Source organism: Streptomyces sp. NPDC002580 (assembly GCF_042889485.1).
Classification (GTDB): domain Bacteria; phylum Actinomycetota; class Actinomycetes; order Streptomycetales; family Streptomycetaceae; genus Streptomyces.
The window spans coordinates 1,099,382-1,117,190 of the sequence record NZ_JBIAQZ010000001.1 but is presented as its reverse complement, the minus strand read 5'-3'; the positions used below and the strand labels follow the sequence as shown (position 1 = coordinate 1,117,190).

General features: G+C 70.2%; 14 protein-coding genes. 1 reads left to right on the top strand and 13 read right to left on the bottom strand.

Annotation, left to right across the window (positions count from 1 at the left end; all coding sequences use genetic code 11):
• Positions 1 to 174 precede the first annotated feature (174 nt).
• Entirely contained in the window at positions 175 to 3,318 is a 3,144-nt protein-coding gene (ileS, locus tag ACFYW7_RS04790; protein ID WP_389497826.1) for an isoleucine--tRNA ligase, read from the top strand.
• Between the two features lie 189 nt (positions 3,319 to 3,507).
• Here ileS and ACFYW7_RS04785 read toward each other — a convergent pair whose 3' ends face one another.
• The 13 genes from ACFYW7_RS04785 to ACFYW7_RS04725 form a co-directional block, all read right to left on the bottom strand.
• Entirely contained in the window at positions 3,508 to 4,797 is a 1,290-nt protein-coding gene (locus ACFYW7_RS04785) for a DivIVA domain-containing protein (protein WP_389497824.1), read from the bottom strand.
• A gap of 55 nt (positions 4,798 to 4,852) precedes the next feature.
• Entirely contained in the window at positions 4,853 to 5,140 is a 288-nt protein-coding gene (locus ACFYW7_RS04780) for a YggT family protein (RefSeq protein WP_389497822.1), read from the bottom strand.
• 53 nt (positions 5,141 to 5,193) lie between these two features.
• Positions 5,194 to 5,835 carry a cell division protein SepF gene (locus ACFYW7_RS04775; protein ID WP_389497820.1) on the bottom strand — a complete coding sequence of 214 codons (642 nt, stop codon included), beginning with the start codon at positions 5,833 to 5,835 and terminating at the stop codon, positions 5,194 to 5,196.
• Positions 5,836 to 5,964: 129 nt separating this feature from the next.
• Positions 5,965 to 6,684 carry a YggS family pyridoxal phosphate-dependent enzyme gene (locus ACFYW7_RS04770; RefSeq protein WP_389497818.1) on the bottom strand — a complete coding sequence of 240 codons (720 nt, stop codon included), beginning with the start codon at positions 6,682 to 6,684 and terminating at the stop codon, positions 5,965 to 5,967.
• Positions 6,685 to 6,690: 6 nt separating this feature from the next.
• Positions 6,691 to 7,428 (bottom strand): peptidoglycan editing factor PgeF, encoded by a 738-nt coding sequence (pgeF, locus tag ACFYW7_RS04765; RefSeq protein WP_389497816.1) that lies wholly within the window; start codon positions 7,426 to 7,428, stop codon positions 6,691 to 6,693.
• Positions 7,425 to 8,618 carry a cell division protein FtsZ gene (gene ftsZ, locus ACFYW7_RS04760; protein ID WP_389497814.1) on the bottom strand — a complete coding sequence of 398 codons (1,194 nt, stop codon included), beginning with the start codon at positions 8,616 to 8,618 and terminating at the stop codon, positions 7,425 to 7,427. The genes pgeF and ftsZ overlap by 4 nt, the downstream gene beginning before the upstream one ends.
• A gap of 275 nt (positions 8,619 to 8,893) precedes the next feature.
• Entirely contained in the window at positions 8,894 to 9,679 is a 786-nt protein-coding gene (locus tag ACFYW7_RS04755) for a cell division protein FtsQ/DivIB (RefSeq protein ID WP_389497812.1), read from the bottom strand.
• A gap of 25 nt (positions 9,680 to 9,704) precedes the next feature.
• Positions 9,705 to 10,796, bottom strand: a complete 1,092-nt coding sequence (gene murG, locus ACFYW7_RS04750; protein WP_389497810.1) for an undecaprenyldiphospho-muramoylpentapeptide beta-N-acetylglucosaminyltransferase — start codon at positions 10,794 to 10,796, stop codon at positions 9,705 to 9,707.
• A gap of 6 nt (positions 10,797 to 10,802) precedes the next feature.
• Positions 10,803 to 12,164 carry a putative lipid II flippase FtsW gene (gene ftsW, locus ACFYW7_RS04745; protein ID WP_389497808.1) on the bottom strand — a complete coding sequence of 454 codons (1,362 nt, stop codon included), beginning with the start codon at positions 12,162 to 12,164 and terminating at the stop codon, positions 10,803 to 10,805.
• A gap of 68 nt (positions 12,165 to 12,232) precedes the next feature.
• Positions 12,233 to 13,660: a UDP-N-acetylmuramoyl-L-alanine--D-glutamate ligase gene (gene murD, locus ACFYW7_RS04740; RefSeq protein ID WP_389497805.1), complete on the bottom strand. Its 1,428-nt coding sequence runs from the start codon at positions 13,658 to 13,660 to the stop codon at positions 12,233 to 12,235.
• On the bottom strand, positions 13,642 to 14,715 hold the full coding sequence (gene mraY, locus ACFYW7_RS04735) for a phospho-N-acetylmuramoyl-pentapeptide-transferase (protein WP_389497802.1): 1,074 nt from the start codon (positions 14,713 to 14,715) through the stop codon (positions 13,642 to 13,644). Before mraY ends, murD begins: the two co-directional genes overlap by 19 nt.
• Positions 14,712 to 16,118: a UDP-N-acetylmuramoyl-tripeptide--D-alanyl-D-alanine ligase gene (gene murF, locus ACFYW7_RS04730; protein ID WP_389497800.1), complete on the bottom strand. Its 1,407-nt coding sequence runs from the start codon at positions 16,116 to 16,118 to the stop codon at positions 14,712 to 14,714. The genes mraY and murF overlap by 4 nt, the downstream gene beginning before the upstream one ends.
• Positions 16,119 to 16,122: 4 nt before the next feature.
• Positions 16,123 to 17,790, bottom strand: a complete 1,668-nt coding sequence (locus tag ACFYW7_RS04725) for a UDP-N-acetylmuramoyl-L-alanyl-D-glutamate--2,6-diaminopimelate ligase (RefSeq protein WP_389497798.1) — start codon at positions 17,788 to 17,790, stop codon at positions 16,123 to 16,125.
• Positions 17,791 to 17,809 lie beyond the last annotated feature (19 nt).

Sequence of the window (17,809 nt, the reverse complement as noted above, 5' to 3'; positions counted from 1 at the left end):
TGGGGCCAGTAGACCCGGTATCGCGACCCCAATGAGGGGGCTCACTGATGCGAACGGCGCATCGGGGGGCCAAGGAGGGTGGTACCGCGGGAGCGCGCCGCACATGGCGTCCGTAGCAACGAGGCTCTCGTCCCTCCGACGGAAGGCAGAAAGTCCGTTGGAGGAAGCTCGCCGATGACAGCGCCGTCGTACCGCCAGGTACCCGCCCAGGTCGACCTGCCCGCCCTCGAGCACGCCGTGCTCGACTTCTGGGACGAGCAGAAGATCTTCGCCAAGAGCCTCGAGCAGTCCGAGGGCCGCCCGGAGTGGGTGTTCTACGAGGGCCCGCCCACCGCCAATGGCATGCCGGGCGCCCACCACATCGAGGCGCGCGTCTTCAAGGACGTCTTCCCGCGCTTTCGCACCATGCGCGGCTATCACGTGGCCCGCAAGGCCGGCTGGGACTGCCACGGCCTCCCGGTGGAGCTGGCGGTCGAGAAGGAGCTCGGCTTCACCGGCAAGCAGGACATCGAGGCGTTCGGCATCGCCGAGTTCAACGACCGGTGCCGCGAGTCCGTGACCCGCCACACCGACGCGTTCACCGAGCTGACGAACCGCATGGGCTACTGGGTCGACCTCGACGACGCCTACCGGACCATGGACCCCGAGTACATCGAGTCCGTGTGGTGGTCGCTCAAGCAGATCTTCGACAAGGGCCTGCTGGTCCAGGACTACCGCGTGGCGCCCTGGTGCCCACGCGACGAGACGGGCCTGTCGGACCACGAGCTGGCCCAGGGCTACGAGACGATCGTCGACCCCTCCGTGTACGTCCGTTTCCCTCTCACCTCCGGTCCGCTGGCCGGCCGGGCCTCGCTCCTGGTGTGGACGACCACGCCGTGGACGCTGGTCTCCAACACCGCGGTCGCCGCCCACCCGGACGTCACCTACGTCGTCGTGACGAACGGCGAGGAGCAGCTCGTCGTCGCGCGGCCGCTCGTCGAGAAGTCGCTCGGCGAGGGCTGGGAGGCCACCGGCGAGTCCTTCACGGGTGCCGAGATGGAGCGCTGGACGTATCAACGTCCGTTCGAGCTCGTCGAGTTCCCGGAGGCCGCCCATTTCGTGGTCAACGCCGAGTACGTGACGACCGAGGACGGTACGGGTCTGGTCCACCAGTCCCCCGCCTTCGGCGAGGACGACCTCAAGGTCTGCCGCGCGTACGGCCTCCCGGTCGTGAACCCGGTCCGCACCGACGGCACCTTCCAGGAGGACGTCCCGCTGGTGGGCGGTGTCTTCTTCAAGAAGGCGGACGAAAAGCTCACCGAGGACCTCCAGGAACGCGGCCTGCTCTTCAAGCACGTGCCGTACGAGCACAGTTACCCGCACTGCTGGCGCTGCCACACCGCGCTCCTGTACTACGCGCAGCCGTCCTGGTACATCCGTACGACCGCCGTCAAGGACCGCCTCCTGGAGGAGAACGAGGGGACCAACTGGTTCCCCGAGTCGGTCAAGCACGGCCGCTTCGGCGACTGGCTGAACAACAACATCGACTGGGCGCTCTCGCGCAGCCGCTACTGGGGCACCCCGCTCCCGCTGTGGACCTGCGAGGAGGGCCACCTCACCTGTGTCGGCTCGCGCGCGGAACTGTCCGAGCTGACCGGCACCGACCAGTCCGAACTCGACCCGCACCGCCCGTACATCGACGCGGTCACCTTCGCGTGCCCGCAGGACGGCTGCGGCCTGAAGGCGACCCGCGTCCCCGAGGTCATCGACGCCTGGTACGACTCGGGCTCGATGCCGTTCGCGCAGTGGGGCTACCCGTACAAGAACAAGGAGATCTTCGAGAGCCGCTACCCGGCGCAGTTCATCTCCGAGGCCATCGACCAGACCCGCGGCTGGTTCTACACGCTGATGGCCGTCGGCACCCTGGTCTTCGACAAGTCCTCGTACGAGAACGTCGTGTGCCTCGGCCACATCCTCGCCGAGGACGGCCGCAAGATGTCCAAGCACCTGGGCAACATCCTCCAGCCGATCCCGCTGATGGACCAGCACGGTGCCGACGCGGTGCGGTGGTTCATGGCGGCCGGCGGTTCCCCGTGGTCGGCCCGGCGCGTGGGCCACGGCACGATCCAGGAGGTCGTCCGCAAGACGCTCCTCACCTACTGGAACACCGTCGCCTTCCAGGCGCTGTACGCCCGCACCACCAACTGGGCGCCGAGCGAGGCCGATCCGGCCCCGGCGGAGCGCCCGGTCCTGGACCGCTGGCTGCTCTCCGAACTCCACGCGCTCACCGACCAGGTGACGCAGGCTCTGGAGGCGTACGACACCCAGCGCGCCGGAAAGCTCCTGTCGGCGTTCGTCGACGACCTGTCCAACTGGTACGTCCGGCGCTCCCGCCGCCGCTTCTGGCAGGGCGACAAGGCCGCGCTGCGCACCCTGCACGAGGTCGTGGAGACGGTCACCCGGCTGATGGCCCCGCTGACCCCGTTCATCACCGAGCGGGTCTGGCAGGACCTGGTCGTCCCGGTCTCCCCGGACGCCCCCGAGTCCGTGCACCTGTCGACCTGGCCGGAGGCCGACCTCTCGGCCATCGACCCGGAGCTGTCGAAGCAGATGGTGCTCGTACGACGTCTCGTCGAGCTCGGCCGGGCCACGCGCGCGGAGTCGGGCGTCAAGACCCGTCAGCCGCTGTCCCGCGCGCTGATCGCCGCGACCGGCTTCGCGACGCTCGACCCCGAGCTGTACGCGCAGATCACCGAGGAGCTGAATGTGAGCTCGCTCGCCTCACTCTCCGAGGTCGGCGGCTCACTGGTCGACACGACGGCGAAGGCGAACTTCCGCGCGCTGGGCAAGCGCTTCGGCAAGGGCGTCCAGAGTGTGGCGAAGGCCATTGCCGAGACCGACGCCGCAGCGCTGTCCCTCGCCCTGCGCGAGGGCACCGCGTCGGTCGAGGTGGACGGCGAGACCGTGACCCTGGCCCCGGACGAGGTCATCATCACAGAGACCCCGCGCGAGGGCTGGTCGGTGGCCTCCGACTCCGGCGCGACGGTCGCCCTCGACCTGGAGATCACCGAGGAGCTGCGCCGCGCGGGCCTCGCCCGTGACGCGATCCGGCTGATCCAGGAGGCCCGCAAGAACAGCGGCCTCGACGTCGCCGACCGCATCGCGCTCCGCTGGACGTCCACCGACCCGGCGGTCGTCTCGGCGCTGGCGGAGCACGCGGCCCTCATCGCCGACGAGGTCCTCGCCACCGACTTCGCCCAGGGCGAGGCCGACGGCACCTACAGGGAGCCCTTCACCGACGAGGGCCTGTCCCTCGTGTTCCGCCTCCGCAAGGCGTAACGAGGAGCAGGAACCCGCACCGAAGGCCCGTGGCCACCAGGAGATCCTGGTGGCCACGGGCCTTCGTCGTCGGGTGGCGCGCCACCCGCCGTGCGCCGGACCCGCATGGACGACGCAAAAGGGCGGGGCCCCCGGAATCCGGGGGCCCCGCCCTGAACGCTGCCGACGCCTAAGGCGTTCCAGCGGCCGTCAGTTGTCGTCCTCGTCGATGAGGAACCCGCGCATCGGCGAGGGCGCCTGCTGCATCGGCGACGGGCCCTGGGGCCGCACCGGAGCCATCGGCTGGGTCATCGCGGGCGACATCTGCTGCTGCCCGCCGTAGGACGGCGGCGCCTGCGTCGGGCCGCCCATGCCCTGGTTTCCGTAGGACGGCGCACCGGCACCCGCGGGTGCCATGGAGGGCGCCGAGGACGACGGCAGGGACGCGGCGGCCGGGGTGCGCGGCGGGGCGAGCGAGTCGTCCGCCTGCGTCTCCAGCTGGCGCAGCTGCGACTCCAGGTAGGACTTCAGACGCGTGCGGTACTCGCGCTCGAAGCCGCGCAGGTCCTCGACCTTGCGCTCCAGCGTGGCGCGGGCGGACTCCAGGGAGCCCATCGCGACGCGGTGCTTCTCCTGCGCGTCCCGCTCCAGGGCGTCGGCCTTGGCACGGGCGTCGCGCTCCAGACCCTCGGCGCGGCTCCGGGCCTCGCCCACGATCTTGTTGGCCTCGGAGCGTGCCTCGGCGATCGCCTGGTCAGCGGTCTGCTGGGCCAGCGAGAGAACACGAGCGGCGCTGTCGCCGCCGGGACCCTGCTGGGGCATCTGCTGGCCGTGACCCATGGGACCGCCCATCGGGCCACCCATGGGACCGCCCATCGGGCCGCCCATCTGCTGCATCTGCTGCATCTGACCGCCGGGACCCTGGCCCATCGGACCCTGACCCATGGGGCCCTGGCCCATCGGACCCTGACCCATCGGGCCCTGACCCATGGGGCCGCCCTGGCCCATCGGACCCTGGCCCATGGGGCCGCCCTGGCCCATCGGACCCTGGCCCATCGGGCCGCCCTGGCCCATCGGACCCTGACCCATCGGACCGCCCTGGCCCATCTGACCCTGCGGGCCGCCCTGGCCACTGGGGCCCGCGGGCAGCGCGGGAGCACCGCTGGGCAGCTGGGGCGGACCACCCATGGGGCCACCCATGCCCTGCGGCGGACCCGATATGCCGGCGGGCACGGGAGCGCCGGGCCCACGCATACCCTGCGGCGGGCCCTGCTGGTCCTGCTCCGGCGGCTTGCGCATGCCCTGCTGCTGCTGGTTCTGCGCGGCCGCGCGCGTGGCAGCGGCCAGCTTGGCGCGCAGGTCCTCGTTCTCGCGCAGCAGGCGAGTCAGTTCGGCTTCGACCTCGTCGAGGAAGGCATCGACCTCGTCCTCGTCATAGCCTTCTCGGAGGCGGACGGTCGTGAACTGTTTGTTCCGCACGTCCTCGGGGGTCAACGGCATCTCTTCACCTCAACGTAGTCGTCGGCATTCGGCAAGACCGCATCTCTCACATCGCTCACATCATCTTCTGCGAAAGTGTGATCAAGATGTAGACGATGATCATCAGCACGAAGAAGGACAGGTCAAGCGCCACGCCCCCGAGACGCAGCGGCGGAATGAACCGCCGCAGAAGCTTGAGCGGTGGATCGGTGACAGTGTAGGTGGCCTCCAGAACGACCACCATCGGCTTGCCGGGTTGCCATGAGCGGGCGAACTGGAAGACGTAGTCCATGACCAACCGGAAAATCAGCACGATGAGGAAGCACATCAGCGCGATGTAGAAGACCTGCCCGACCACGCTCATGATCCGTGCGTCCCTCTCCCCTGTTTCCCATGCGGTGTTCCCGGTCCTGCGTCTCAGCTCTGGTTGAAGAACCCGCCCTCTGCGATGCGGGCCTTGTCCTCCGCCGTGACATCGACGTTAGCAGGCGACAACAGGAACACCTTCTGCGTCACCCGCTCGATGCTGCCGTGCAGACCGAACACCAAACCCGCCGCGAAGTCGACAAGTCGCTTCGCGTCGGTGTCATCCATCTCCGTCAGGTTCATGATCACCGGAGTGCCCTCACGGAAGTGTTCCCCGATGGTACGGGCCTCATTGTAGGTGCGGGGGTGCAGCGTGGTGATCCGGTACGGCTCTCGTTCCGACACGACCTTGGGCATGATCACCGGGGCGTTCTTCTCCATGCTTTGACGTTCTTGTGTGATGGACGCCACGGGGGCGATGCGCGCCGGACGGCCGGACTCCGCGGCGAGCGAAGCGGAATGCGGCACGGGATCGCGCGGCGCGGAGGGCTGCACCACTCGCACCGATTCGTCCCGTTGAGGCTGGTGCGTCTGATGTGCCTGGTGGGACGGCTCGTGCCGTCGCCGGTCCCGCTCGGGCTCAGGGTCGAGTTCGGGCTCGAAGTCGTCATCGGGGTCGAATCCCCTGCCGTCGTACCCATCGTCCTCCACGAGGCCGAGGTAGACCGCCATCTTGCGCATCGCGCCGGCCATGCTCTGAGTCCTCCGCTCTGTGGTGGATCGGCTGACGAACTGCCAAGTGCCCGCGATCCACGAGGTCGTTATGCCCGCCTTTGGCGGAAATGACCATATTTTCTGCTGTGGTCCGACTTCTTGGCGACGTTACCCGAGGCCGGGTCGGACTCCGAGTACCGCAGTACCGACGCGTACATGTGTCGCCCCGGCCGCCACAGCCTGTTCGAGGTCCGAGCTCATCCCTGCCGAGACCATGTTCGCAGCCGGATGAGCCCGGCGCACGGCAGTCGACAAATCCATCAGCCGCTCGAACGCGTCCCGTTGGCGCCCGGCGTACTCACCCGTGAGCGGGGCGACGGTCATCAGTCCGTCGAGCCTGAGACCCGGGGCCCCCGCGACGAGGTCGGCCAACTCCTCGATTCCGCCTACCCCCACACCGCCCCGCTCACCCCGGCCGTCCTCCTGCGCGTCCAGCGCGACCTGGACGAGGCACCCCACCTCGCGCTCCACGCGCACCGCCTCCTTCGAGAGGGCGGTGACGAGCCGGGAACGGTCGACGGACTGCACGACATCCGCGTAACCGACGACGGAGCGCACCTTATTGGTCTGCAACTGTCCGACGAAGTGCCACGACAGGGGCAGATCCGAACACTCCGCCGCCTTGGGCGCCGCGTCCTGGTCCCGGTTCTCGGCGACATGGCGCACACCGAGTTCCGACAGGATCCTCACATCGCCCGCCGGATAGGTCTTGGTGACCACGATCAAGGTCACCTCTTCGCGCTTGCGTCCGGCGGCCGCACAGGCCGCCGCGATGCGCTGTTCCACATTCGCCAGATTTGCGGCGATTTGAGCCTTATGGTCCGTCATGCCCCATCAGTCCAGCCAGACATAGCCCGCGAGCCGCCCGGTGGTGCGGTCCCGTCGGTACGAGAAGTGGTCCCCCGACTCGATCGTGCACACCGGCGACTGCTCCCGGTCCCGCACTCCGAGCCGTTCCAACTGCGCGTGCACCCCGGCGGTCACATCGACCGCGGGCGTCCCCCACCTGGTCTCGGCGTGGGCGGCGGGCTCGACGGCGGCCACTTCGGCGCGCATCGCGTCCGGCACCTCGTAGCAGCGTCCGCAGACCGCCGGCCCGGTGCGGGCGACGATCCTCGCCGGATCGGCGCCGAGCTCCACCATGGCCCGTACGGTCGCGGGCACCACCCCGGCGACCATGCCGGGCCGGCCCGCGTGGGCTGCGGCCACCACACCGGCGACGGGGTCGGCCAGCAGGACCGGCGTGCAGTCGGCGGTGAGCACGGCCAGCGCGAGTCCCCGCCGTACCGTGACGACGGCGTCGACGGACGGGGGCTCCGAGGCGCCCCACGGCCCCTCGACGACCGCCACGTCCGGCCCGTGCACCTGGTTCATCCAGACGACCCGGGCCGGGTCGAGCCCGAGCGACTTGGCGGCCAGTTCCCGGTTCGCGCGGACGGCGTCGGGGTCGTCGCCGACCGCTCCGCCGAGATTGAGCTCCTCGTACGGAACGGCGCTCACCCCGCCCCACCTGTCGGTGAAGGCGAAGTGGGCGCCGCCCGCGGTGCTCGTTTCGGAGCGCTGTCCTATCACTTCAGGAAGTCCGGCACGTCCAGTTCCTCGGCCGCGCTGTCCGAGTAGGAGCGGGACGGCGGGACCGGCGGGGAGACCGGCAGTTCGCTGACCGGTTCCGGAGCGGGCTCCGGGGCGGCCTCCTTCGGCGTGACGCTGCCGAGCGAACCGAAGGACGGACGGCTCTCGGCGGGGCGCGCCGGAGCGGGCTCCTCGCGGCGGGCCGAGGCCGAACCGAGGACGTTGTCCCGCTTGGCCGGCGGCTGGCCGCCGTCGAACCCGGCGGCGATGACGGTGACCCGCACCTCGTCGCCGAGGGCGTCGTCGATGACCGCGCCGAAGATGATGTTGGCCTCGGGGTGCGCGGCCTCGCTGACCAGCTGGGCGGCTTCGTTGATCTCGAACAGGCCGAGGTCGGAACCGCCGGAGATGGAGAGCAGGACGCCTCGGGCGCCGTCGATGGAGGCCTCGAGGAGCGGCGAGGAGATCGCCATCTCGGCCGCCGCCACCGCGCGGTCGTCGCCGCGGGCCGAACCGATGCCCATGAGCGCCGAACCGGCCTCGGACATCACGGACTTGACGTCGGCGAAGTCGAGGTTGATCAGACCGGGCGTGGTGATGAGGTCGGTGATGCCCTGGACACCGGAGAGCAGGACCTGGTCCGCCGACTTGAAGGCGTCGAGGACCGAGACCTGGCGGTCCGAGATGGACAGCAGCCGGTCGTTCGGGATGACGATGAGGGTGTCGACCTCTTCGCGGAGTTCCGCGATGCCGTCCTCGGCCTGGTTGGCGCGGCGCCGGCCCTCGAAGGTGAACGGGCGGGTGACCACGCCGATGGTGAGGGCGCCCAGCGAGCGGGCGATGTTGGCCACGACGGGCGCGCCGCCGGTGCCGGTGCCGCCTCCCTCTCCGGCCGTCACGAAGACCATGTCGGCCCCCTTGAGGACCTCCTCGATCTCCTCTCGGTGATCCTCGGCGGCCTTGCGGCCGACTGCCGGGTTGGCTCCGGCCCCGAGGCCGCGCGTGAGTTCCCGGCCGACGTCGAGCTTGACGTCGGCGTCGCTCATCAACAGCGCCTGAGCGTCGGTGTTGATGGCGATGAACTCGACGCCCTTGAGACCGACCTCGATCATCCGGTTGATGGCATTGACACCACCGCCGCCGACACCGATGACTTTGATGACTGCGAGGTAGTTCTGCGGTGCTGCCACGTCGAAGGCCTCTCGCCTCGAGTTACGTGTCGTCGCCTCGCAGGTTCGCGATCCGACGACTGATGCCGAATGGGACGGTCCGAACGCCGACCCGAACCCTAACGCTGAAGTTTAGGGTTACCAGTGTGTCTGTTCCTTGGACTCTTCCGAACAGGACACTAAGTCGACAAGTGGCGCGCGTTCAACGAACACGCCGAACCTCCCGTTTTTCTTTTCACCCTATGTGATCAGGCGCGACACTGCCCAACCAGGGTGCTGGCCTGCGCCGATACGGGTCAACTCCTCGATGAGGCGGGCGCCGTGGGGGCACTTACGTCGAAGTGCCGGGCCCCGGGATCGGCTTTCATGAGAGCAAGGAGCGTCCTGGCCTTCGCCCGGCCCTTCTCGTCGCTGCCCCACGCGACGGTCCGGCCGCCCCTCAACTCCAGTGAGACGTCGTCGTAGGAACGGACCTTGACGGTACGGGTGTCGCGGGCGACGGCGTCCGGGATGTCCCGGGCGATCCGTACCGCCTCGCGCACCAGCCGGTCGGCCGGGAAGCGGCGCAGTACGGCGGGTCGCGACACCGCCAGTTCCAGTGCGGGCACGCCTTTCGGGGCTTTCGGGACGGTGGCGAACCGTACGCCGTGGGCGTCCACTTCGATGAAGTTCGCACCCTTTTCGACAACCAGGACCGGAGTTCGTTCGGTCACCTCGAGACCGATTCCGTCCGGCCAGGACCGGACGGCCTCGACCGAGTCGATCCGGGGCAGTTCACGGCGCAGTCGCGCCGCGATCACGTCCGTGTCGACGGACACCAGCGGGGATCCGACCGGGACATCGGCCGCCTCCCGCACCTGCGCGGCCGTCAGTACGCGCGTCCCGGACACCGACACCCGCTCGACGCGCAGCCACGAGGAGCCGTAGAGGACCCACACCGCGGCGGCCCCGGCCAACACCGCGACGGCCAGGAGGACCACGAGCCCGCGAGGGCGGCGGAGCCGCCCCAGCAGGGGCGGCCGGGGCGGGCCGGACTCCAGCTTCTGCCGTTCACCGCGCTCGGCGGTCGTCGGTCCGGCCACGCTCCCTGCCTTCCCTCGTGCGGTCCTAGTGGTGGCGCGAGGCGATCGCCTCGTACACCATCCCGACGAGCAGGTCGTCGGCGTCCCGGCGGCCGAATTCACTGGCGGCACGCGACATCTCGTACAACCGGTGCGGGTCGGCGAGCACGGGCAGCACATTCTGCTGCACCCACTGCGGGGTCAGCTCCGCGTCGTCGACCAGCAGTCCGCCGCCGGCCTTGACCAGCGGCTGGGCGTTCAGCCGCTGTTCGCCGTTGCCGATGGGCAGCGGGACGTAGGCGGCGGGCAGTCCGACGGCGGAGAGTTCTGCGACGGTCATCGCGCCCGCGCGGCAGAGCATCATGTCGGCCGCGGCGTACGCGAGATCCATCCGGTCCACGTACGGTACCGGGATGTACGGGGGCATCCCCGGCATCTGGTGCACCTGCGGCAGTTCGTTCTTCGGGCCGACCGCGTGCAGGATCTGGATCCCGGCCTGCTGGAGGTACGGAGCGGCCTGCTGGACCACCTCGTTGAGGCGGCGGGCACCCTGCGAGCCGCCCGACACCAGGAGGGTCGGCAGGTTCGGGTCGAGCCCGAACGCGGCGCGCGCCTCGGGCCGTACGGCGGCCCGGTCGAGGGTGGCGATGGAGCGGCGCAGCGGGATACCGATGTAACGGGCCCCGCGGAGCTTGCTGTCGGGCGTGGAGACGGCGACCTGGGCCGCGTACCGCGATCCGATCTTGTTGGCCAGGCCCGGGCGGGCGTTGGCCTCGTGGACGATGATCGGCACGCCGAGGCGCTTGGCGGCCAGGTAGCCGGGCAGGGCCACGTAGCCGCCGAAGCCGACGACCGCGTCCGCCTTGGTGCGCTCCATGATCTGCTCGACGGCCTTGATCGTGCCGCGCAGCCGTCCCGGGACGGTGATCAGCTCGGGCGTGGGCTTGCGCGGCAGCGGAACCGCGGGGATCAGCGCGAGTTCGTAGCCGCGCTCGGGTACGAGCCGGGTCTCGAGTCCGCGTTCCGTGCCCAGGGCCGTGATTCCCACGGTCGGGTCCTGCCTGCGCAGGGCATCCGCGAGGGCGAGCGCGGGCTCGATGTGGCCGGCGGTCCCCCCGCCGGCGAGTACGACATGCACCGAAATTCACCGCTCTCCGGACGAACGCGCCGCCGAGGCACGCCGTCGCATCGTGTTCCATCTCCGGGGCCCCGCGGCCCTTGCGGACTCTCTCACCGCACCCCGCTTCTTGCCAAAGCGGGGTTGCCGCATCGCGAGTGCCGCCCGCGCAGCGGGGTCGTCACGCGCGAAGGCGATCAGCAACCCGATGGCGAACATGGCAGGCAGCAGGGCGGAACCCCCGTAGGAGAACAGCGGGAGCGGGACACCGGCGATCGGCAGCAGACCGAGCACCGCACCGATGTTGATCACGGCCTGGGCCGTGATCCAGGTGGTCACGCCTCCCGCGGCATACCTCACGAAGGGGTCCTCCGTACGTCCGGCCACGCGGATACCCGCATAGCCTAGAGCCGCGAAGAGGGCGAGCACCGACAGCGTCCCCGCGAGGCCCAGTTCCTCCCCGGTGATGGCGAAGATGAAGTCGGTGTGCGCTTCGGGCAGTTGACCCCATTTCTCCACACTCGCGCCGAGGCCCGAACCGAACAGCCCACCGGAGGCCAGGGCGTAGATGCCGTGCACGGCCTGCCAGCAGGTGTCGTGCGGTCCCGGCTCGGTGGCGCCGATGCAGGCGAGCCTGGACATCCGGTTGGGGCTCGTCTTGATGAGGGTGAAGCCGATCGCCAGGGCGACGGACAGGACGCCCACGAACAGCCGTGTGGGCGCTCCCGCCAGCCACAGCAGCCCGAACAGGATCGCCGTGAGGATGATGGCCGTGCCCATGTCGCCGCCGAGCATGATCAGGCCGAGCAGCATGAACGCGACGGGCACGAGCGGCACCAGCATGTGCTTCCACTGGGTCAGCAGCCGCTTGTCCTGTTTGCGGGCCATCAGATCGGCGCCCCACAGCACGAGGGCCAGCTTGCCGAACTCGCTGGGCTGGATCTGGAACGAGCCGCCCAGCGGGATCCAGTTCTGGTTGCCGTTGACCGCGACCCCTATCCCGGGCACCTGGACCAGGGCCATCAGGAAGACGGCGCCCGCCAGCATCGGGTAGGCCAGCGCCCGGTGCAGCTTCACCGGCATCCGGGAGGCGACCAGCATCAGCACACCGCCGATCACGGCGGCGAGGAACTGCTTGCGGAAGAAGTACGAGCCGGGCAGCGACAGCTGGAGGGCCGTGATCTGCGAGGCCGAGTAGACCATCACGAGGCCCAGCACGGTGATCAGCAGGCTGCCGCCCAGGATCAGGTAGTAGGCGGTCAGCGGCCGGTCCCAGGCCTTGCGGGCACGGGTGAGGAGGTGGCGCACGGGATTGTCGCGCGACACCCGGGCGGCGGGCCGTCGGCCGGCCCGTTGCACGGCCGGCCGGCCGGTACGGCTAGGGGGCATCGGCGTCTCCGGGCCACAGCGATGTCACGCGTCCGTCCCTCCCAGGGTCGCCCGGCCAGGCAACCGGGTCAGGCGCCGAGTTCGCGAACCGCCTCCGCGAACGCGTCACCGCGCTTGTTGTAGTTGGCGAACATGTCCATGGACGCGCAGGCCGGGGCCAACAGCACCGTGTCCCCGGGCTCCGCGAGCCGCTCGGCCTCCCGGACGGCCGCGAGCATCGCCCCAGTGTCGGTCCGGTCGAGGTCGACGACCGGTACCTCCGGGGCGTGTCGCGCCAGGGCTTCGCGGATCAGCGCGCGGTCCGCGCCGATCAGGACGACGCCCCTGAGCCTCTTCGCGGACTTGGCGACCAGCTCGTCGAAGGTCGCGCCCTTGGCGAGCCCGCCCGCGATCCACACGATGGACTCGTAGGCGGCCAAGGACGCTTCCGCGGCATGCGTGTTGGTGGCCTTGGAGTCGTCGACGTAGGCGACCCGGTCCACATCGGCGACGTGCGCGATGCGGTGCGCGTCGGGGGTGAAGTCCCGCAGCCCGTCGCGTACGGCCCGCGCGGGTACGCCGAAGGCGCGCGCCAGGGCCGCCGCGGCAAGGGCGTTGGCGATGTTGTGCGGGGCGGGCGGGCGGACGTCGGAGACCTCCGCCAGCTCCTGGGCGTTCTTCTGCCGGTTCTCGACGAAGGCGCGGTCGACCAGGATGCCGTCCACGACGCCGAGTTGGGACGGGCCGGGAGCCCCGAGGGTGAAGCCGACCGCCCGGCAGCCCTCCTCGACGTCCGCCGCGCGCACCAGGTCCTCGGTGGCGCCGTCGGCCACGTTGTAGACGCAGGCGACCCGATTGCCTTCGTAGATACGGCCCTTGTCGGCGGCGTACGCCTCCATGGAGCCGTGCCAGTCGAGGTGGTCGGGCGCGAGGTTCAGCACGGCGGCGGAGTGGGCGCGCAGCGAGGGCGCCCAGTGCAGCTGGTAGCTGGAGAGTTCGACCGCGAGGACGTCGTACTCCTCCTCGCCGAGGACCGCGTCGAGCAGGGAGACGCCGATGTTGCCGACGGCCGCCGTGCGCAGGCCCGCCGCCCTCAGGATGGAGGCGAGCATCTGGACGGTCGTGGTCTTGCCGTTGGTGCCGGTGACCGCGAGCCAGGGCGCGGCCTTCCTGCCGTCCAGTTCCCGCAGCCGCCAGGCGAGTTCGACGTCGCCCCAGACCGGGACGCCCGCCGCGGCGGCCGCGGCGAACAGCGGCTTGTCCGGCTGCCAGCCGGGCGCGGTCACGATGAGTTCGGTGCCCTCGGGCAGGGTCGCGCCGTCGCCGAGGCGCACGGTGACACCGAGCGCCTCCAGATCCGCGGCCTGCGCACGGGACCGTTCGTCGTCGCCGTCGTTGACGACCGTGACGAGCGCGCCGAGGCCGTGCAGGACCTTGGCCGCCGGAATTCCCGAGACGCCGAGACCGGCGACGGTGACGTGCTTCCCCTGCCAGTCGGTCACTTCTTGGCTGCCCATCCTGCGTAGAAGAGGCCGAGTCCGACGATCACGCAGATGCCCTGGATGATCCAGAATCGGACCACCACGAGGACCTCGGACCAGCCCTTGAGTTCGAAGTGGTGCTGCAGCGGGGCCATTCGGAAGACGCGCTTCCCGGTCAGCTTGAAGGAGCCGACCTGGATGACCACCGACATGGTGATGAGGACGAACAGGCCGCCCATGATGGCCACCAGCAGCTCCGTGCGGGAGAGGATGGCCAGGCCGGTGAGGACACCGCCGAGGGCGAGCGAACCGGTGTCGCCCATGAAGATCTTCGCGGGCGAGGTGTTCCACCACAGGAAGCCGAGGCAGGCGCCCATCAGGGCGGAGGCCACCACGGCCAGGTCGAGCGGATCGCGCACCTCGTAGCAGGCGCCCGGGTTGGTCAGGGTCGTCGCGTTGGCGCAGGACTCCTGGAACTGCCAGACGCCGATGAACGTGTAGGCGCCGAAGACGAGGACGGAGGCGCCGGTGGCGAGGCCGTCCAGACCGTCGGTCAGGTTCACGCCGTTCGACATCGCGAGGATCATGAACAGCGCCCAGAGCACGAAGAGCACCGGGCCGATCTTCCAGCCGAAGTCGGTGATGAACGACAGCTTCGTGGAGGCCGGGGTGTTGCCCCGGTTGTCGGGGAACATCAGGGCCAGCACCGCGAAGCCGATGCCGACGATCAGCTGGCCGGCCATCTTCGCCTTGGCCCGCAGACCGAGCGAACGCCTCTTGACGATCTTGATGTAGTCGTCGAGGAAGCCGACCACGCCCATGCCGAACATGAGGCCGAGGACCAGCAGACCCGAGTAGGTCGGCGGGTAGCCGGTGATGAGCTTGCTCAGGAAGTACGCGGCGATCGTCGCCAGGATGAAGGCGATACCACCCATGGTGGGCGTACCGCGCTTGCTGGCGTGCTCCCGCGGGCCGTCGTCGCGGATGTACTGGCCGTAGCCCTTGCGGGCCAGCAGCTTGATCAGCAGCGGAGTGCCGGCCAGGGTCAGGAACAGACCGAGGACTCCCGAGAAGAGGATCTGCTTCATCATCGGCCGGAAACCTCACCCTCGGTACCGTCGGCGAGCAGCGCGAGCGCCACCCGTTCCAGCCCGACGGACCTGGACGCCTTCACGAGCACGACGTCCCCTGGGCGCAGCTCACTGCGCAACAGGTCGACAGCCGCCTGTGCGTCGGACACGTGCACCGACTCCTCACCCCACGAACCCTCGTTATATGCGCCCAGTTGCAGCCAGGACGCTTCCCTGCCCCCGACCGCGACGAGCTTGCCGACATTGAGCCGGACGGCAAGCCGTCCGACCGCGTCGTGCTCGGCGAGCGCCTCGTCCCCGAGCTCGGCCATCTGACCGAGCACCGCCCACGTACGACGCCCCTTGCCCATCGACACGAGCGCGCGCAGAGCGGCTCGCATGGACTCGGGGTTCGCGTTGTAGGCGTCGTTGACGACCGTCACGCCGTCCGGACGCTCGGTGACCTCCATGCGCCAGCGGGAGAGGGTGCCCGCCTCGGAGAGCGCGCGGGCGATCTCGTCTGCGGACATGCCCAGCTCATGGGCGACGGCGGCCGCGGCGAGCGCGTTCGACACGTGGTGCTCACCGTACAGGCGCATGGTCACATCGCTGCACCCGGAGGGTGTGCGAAGGCTGAAGGCGGGCTGTCCGCCGTCCGTGAGCCGGACGTTCTCGGCCCGTACGTCCGCTTCGTCGGACTCTCCGAAGAGGATCACGCGTGCCTTGGTACGGGACGCCATCGCGCGTACGAGGGGATCGTCGGCGTTGAGGATCGCGGCGCCGTCCTCGGGGAGACTCTCCACGAGCTCGCCCTTTGCTTGCGCGATCTGCTCGCGGCCGCCGAACTCGCCGATGTGGGCGGTGCCGACGTTGAGGACGAGACCGATCCTCGGCGGGGTGAGGCCGGTGAGGTAGCGGATGTGGCCGACGCCGCGGGCGCCCATCTCCAGCACGAGGAACTTCGTCTCCTCGGTGGCGCTGAGCGCGGTGAGCGGCAGCCCGATCTCGTTGTTGAGGGAGCCGGGTGTGAAGACGGTCGGCGCCTTGCTCCGCAGCACCTGGGCGATCAGGTCCTTGGTGCTGGTCTTGCCGGCGGAACCGGTGAGCGCCACCAGGGTCGCGCCGAGCCGTTCGACGACGTGGCGGGCGAGGGCGCCGAGAGCGGTCTGCACGTCGTCGACGACGATGGCGGGCACGCCGACGGGGCGGGACGCCAGGAGGGCGGCCGCACCGGCCTCGATCACCGCCTCGGCGTAGTCGTGGCCGTCCACGCGTTCGCCGACGAAGGCGACGAAGAGGCTGCCGGGCTCCACTTCACGGGAGTCCCTGACGACCGGTCCGGTGACCTGCGCCGCCGGATCCGGTATGTCGTACGTCTGCCCGCCGACGACTGCTGCGATCTCGGCGAGGGAGAGGGCGATCACAAGTTCATCCCTGGGTCTGCTGGATAGCTTCGCGAAGCACTTGGCGGTCGTCGAAGGGACGCACCACCCCGGCGATGTCCTGCCCCTGCTCGTGGCCCTTGCCCGCGACCAGCACGGTGTCGCCCGGCTTTGCGCGAGCGACGGCGGCGGCGATCGCGGCGGCCCGGTCCTCGAAGACCTGGACCTCACCGCGCTCGTGCGCCGGCACCTCGGCGGCGCCCGCGAGCATGGTGGCGAGGATCGCCAGCGGGTCCTCGGAACGGGGGTTGTCGGAGGTGAGGACGGCGGTGTCGGCGAGCCGGGCCGCGGCCGCGCCCATCGGCATCCGCTTGGTCCTGTCACGGTCGCCGCCGCAGCCGAGCACCACGTGCAGCCGGCCCTCCGTCACCTTGCGCAGGGCGCGCAGGACGGATTCGACGGCGTCCGTCTTGTGGGCGTAGTCGACGACGGCGAGGTACGGCTGGCCCTCGTCGACCCGCTCCAGCCGGCCCGGGACCCCGGGGACGGCGGCGATACCGTCCGCGGCGGCCTGGGGGTCGATCCCGGCGACCGCGAGGGCGACGATCGCGGCGAGGGTGTTCGCCACGTTGAAGGGGCCCGCGAGCGGCGAGCGGGCGGTGATCCGCTCGCCCTTGGGACCGACCGCGGTGAACGTCGAGTCCATCGGGCCGACTTCGACGTCCGTGGCGCGCCAGTCCGCGTCCGGGTGACCCTCGGCGGAGAAGGTGACGACCGGGACGGTGGCCTCCGCCGCGAGCCGACGGCCGTACTCGTCGTCGAGGTTGACGACGCCGAGCCGGCTGCGCCTGGCCGTGAACAGCTGCGCCTTGGCCTGGAAGTAGTCCTCCATGCCGGTGTGGAACTCCATGTGTTCCGGGCTGAGGTTGTTGAAGACGGCGACGTCGAAGACGCAGCCGTCGACGCGGCCGAGGACCAGCGCGTGGCTGGAGACCTCCATCGCGACGGAGTCGACCCCGCGTTCGCGCATGACGGCGAACAGGGCCTGGAGGTCGGTGGCCTCGGGCGTGGTGCGCTCCGACTTGATGCGCTCGTCGCCGATGCGCATCTCGACCGTGCCGATCAGGCCGGTGGAGCGGATCGTTCTCAGACCGCCCTCGACGAGGTAGGCCGTCGTGGTCTTGCCGGAGGTGCCCGTGATGCCGATCTGGAGGAGATCGCGCCCCGGGTGGCCGTAGATGGTGGCCGCCAGCTCGCCCATCGATCCGCGCGGGTCCTCGACGACGAGGACCGGCAGACCGGTGGCCGCGGCGCGCTCGGCGCCGGTCGGGTCGGTGAGCACGGCGACGGCACCGAGGCCGGCCGCCTGGGTCACGAAGTCGGCGCCGTGCAGACGGGCGCCGGGCAGGGCGGCGTACACGTCACCGGGTCGCACGGCGCGGGAGTCATGGGTGATGCCCGTGACCCCGGCGTCGCCCGCCGGACTCTCGGCGCCCAGCTGATCGGCCAGCTCCGCGAGCGGGGTGGCGGAGACGTGAACCGGACGCGGCGGCCCCGGATATGTCACAGGAGCGCCCTTCTGGGTGGTTTGGGACTGATCAGCTTGTGGCACGGCGGTGAGCGTACCGGGCGCACCCCCGCCGGGGCGAAGCGAGGGCGCGGGCGGGGTGTGCGAGGAGGGACGGTTCCCGGGGTCCGGGGGGATCGTTGTCACGAGTGGTTCCTGGTCCGTT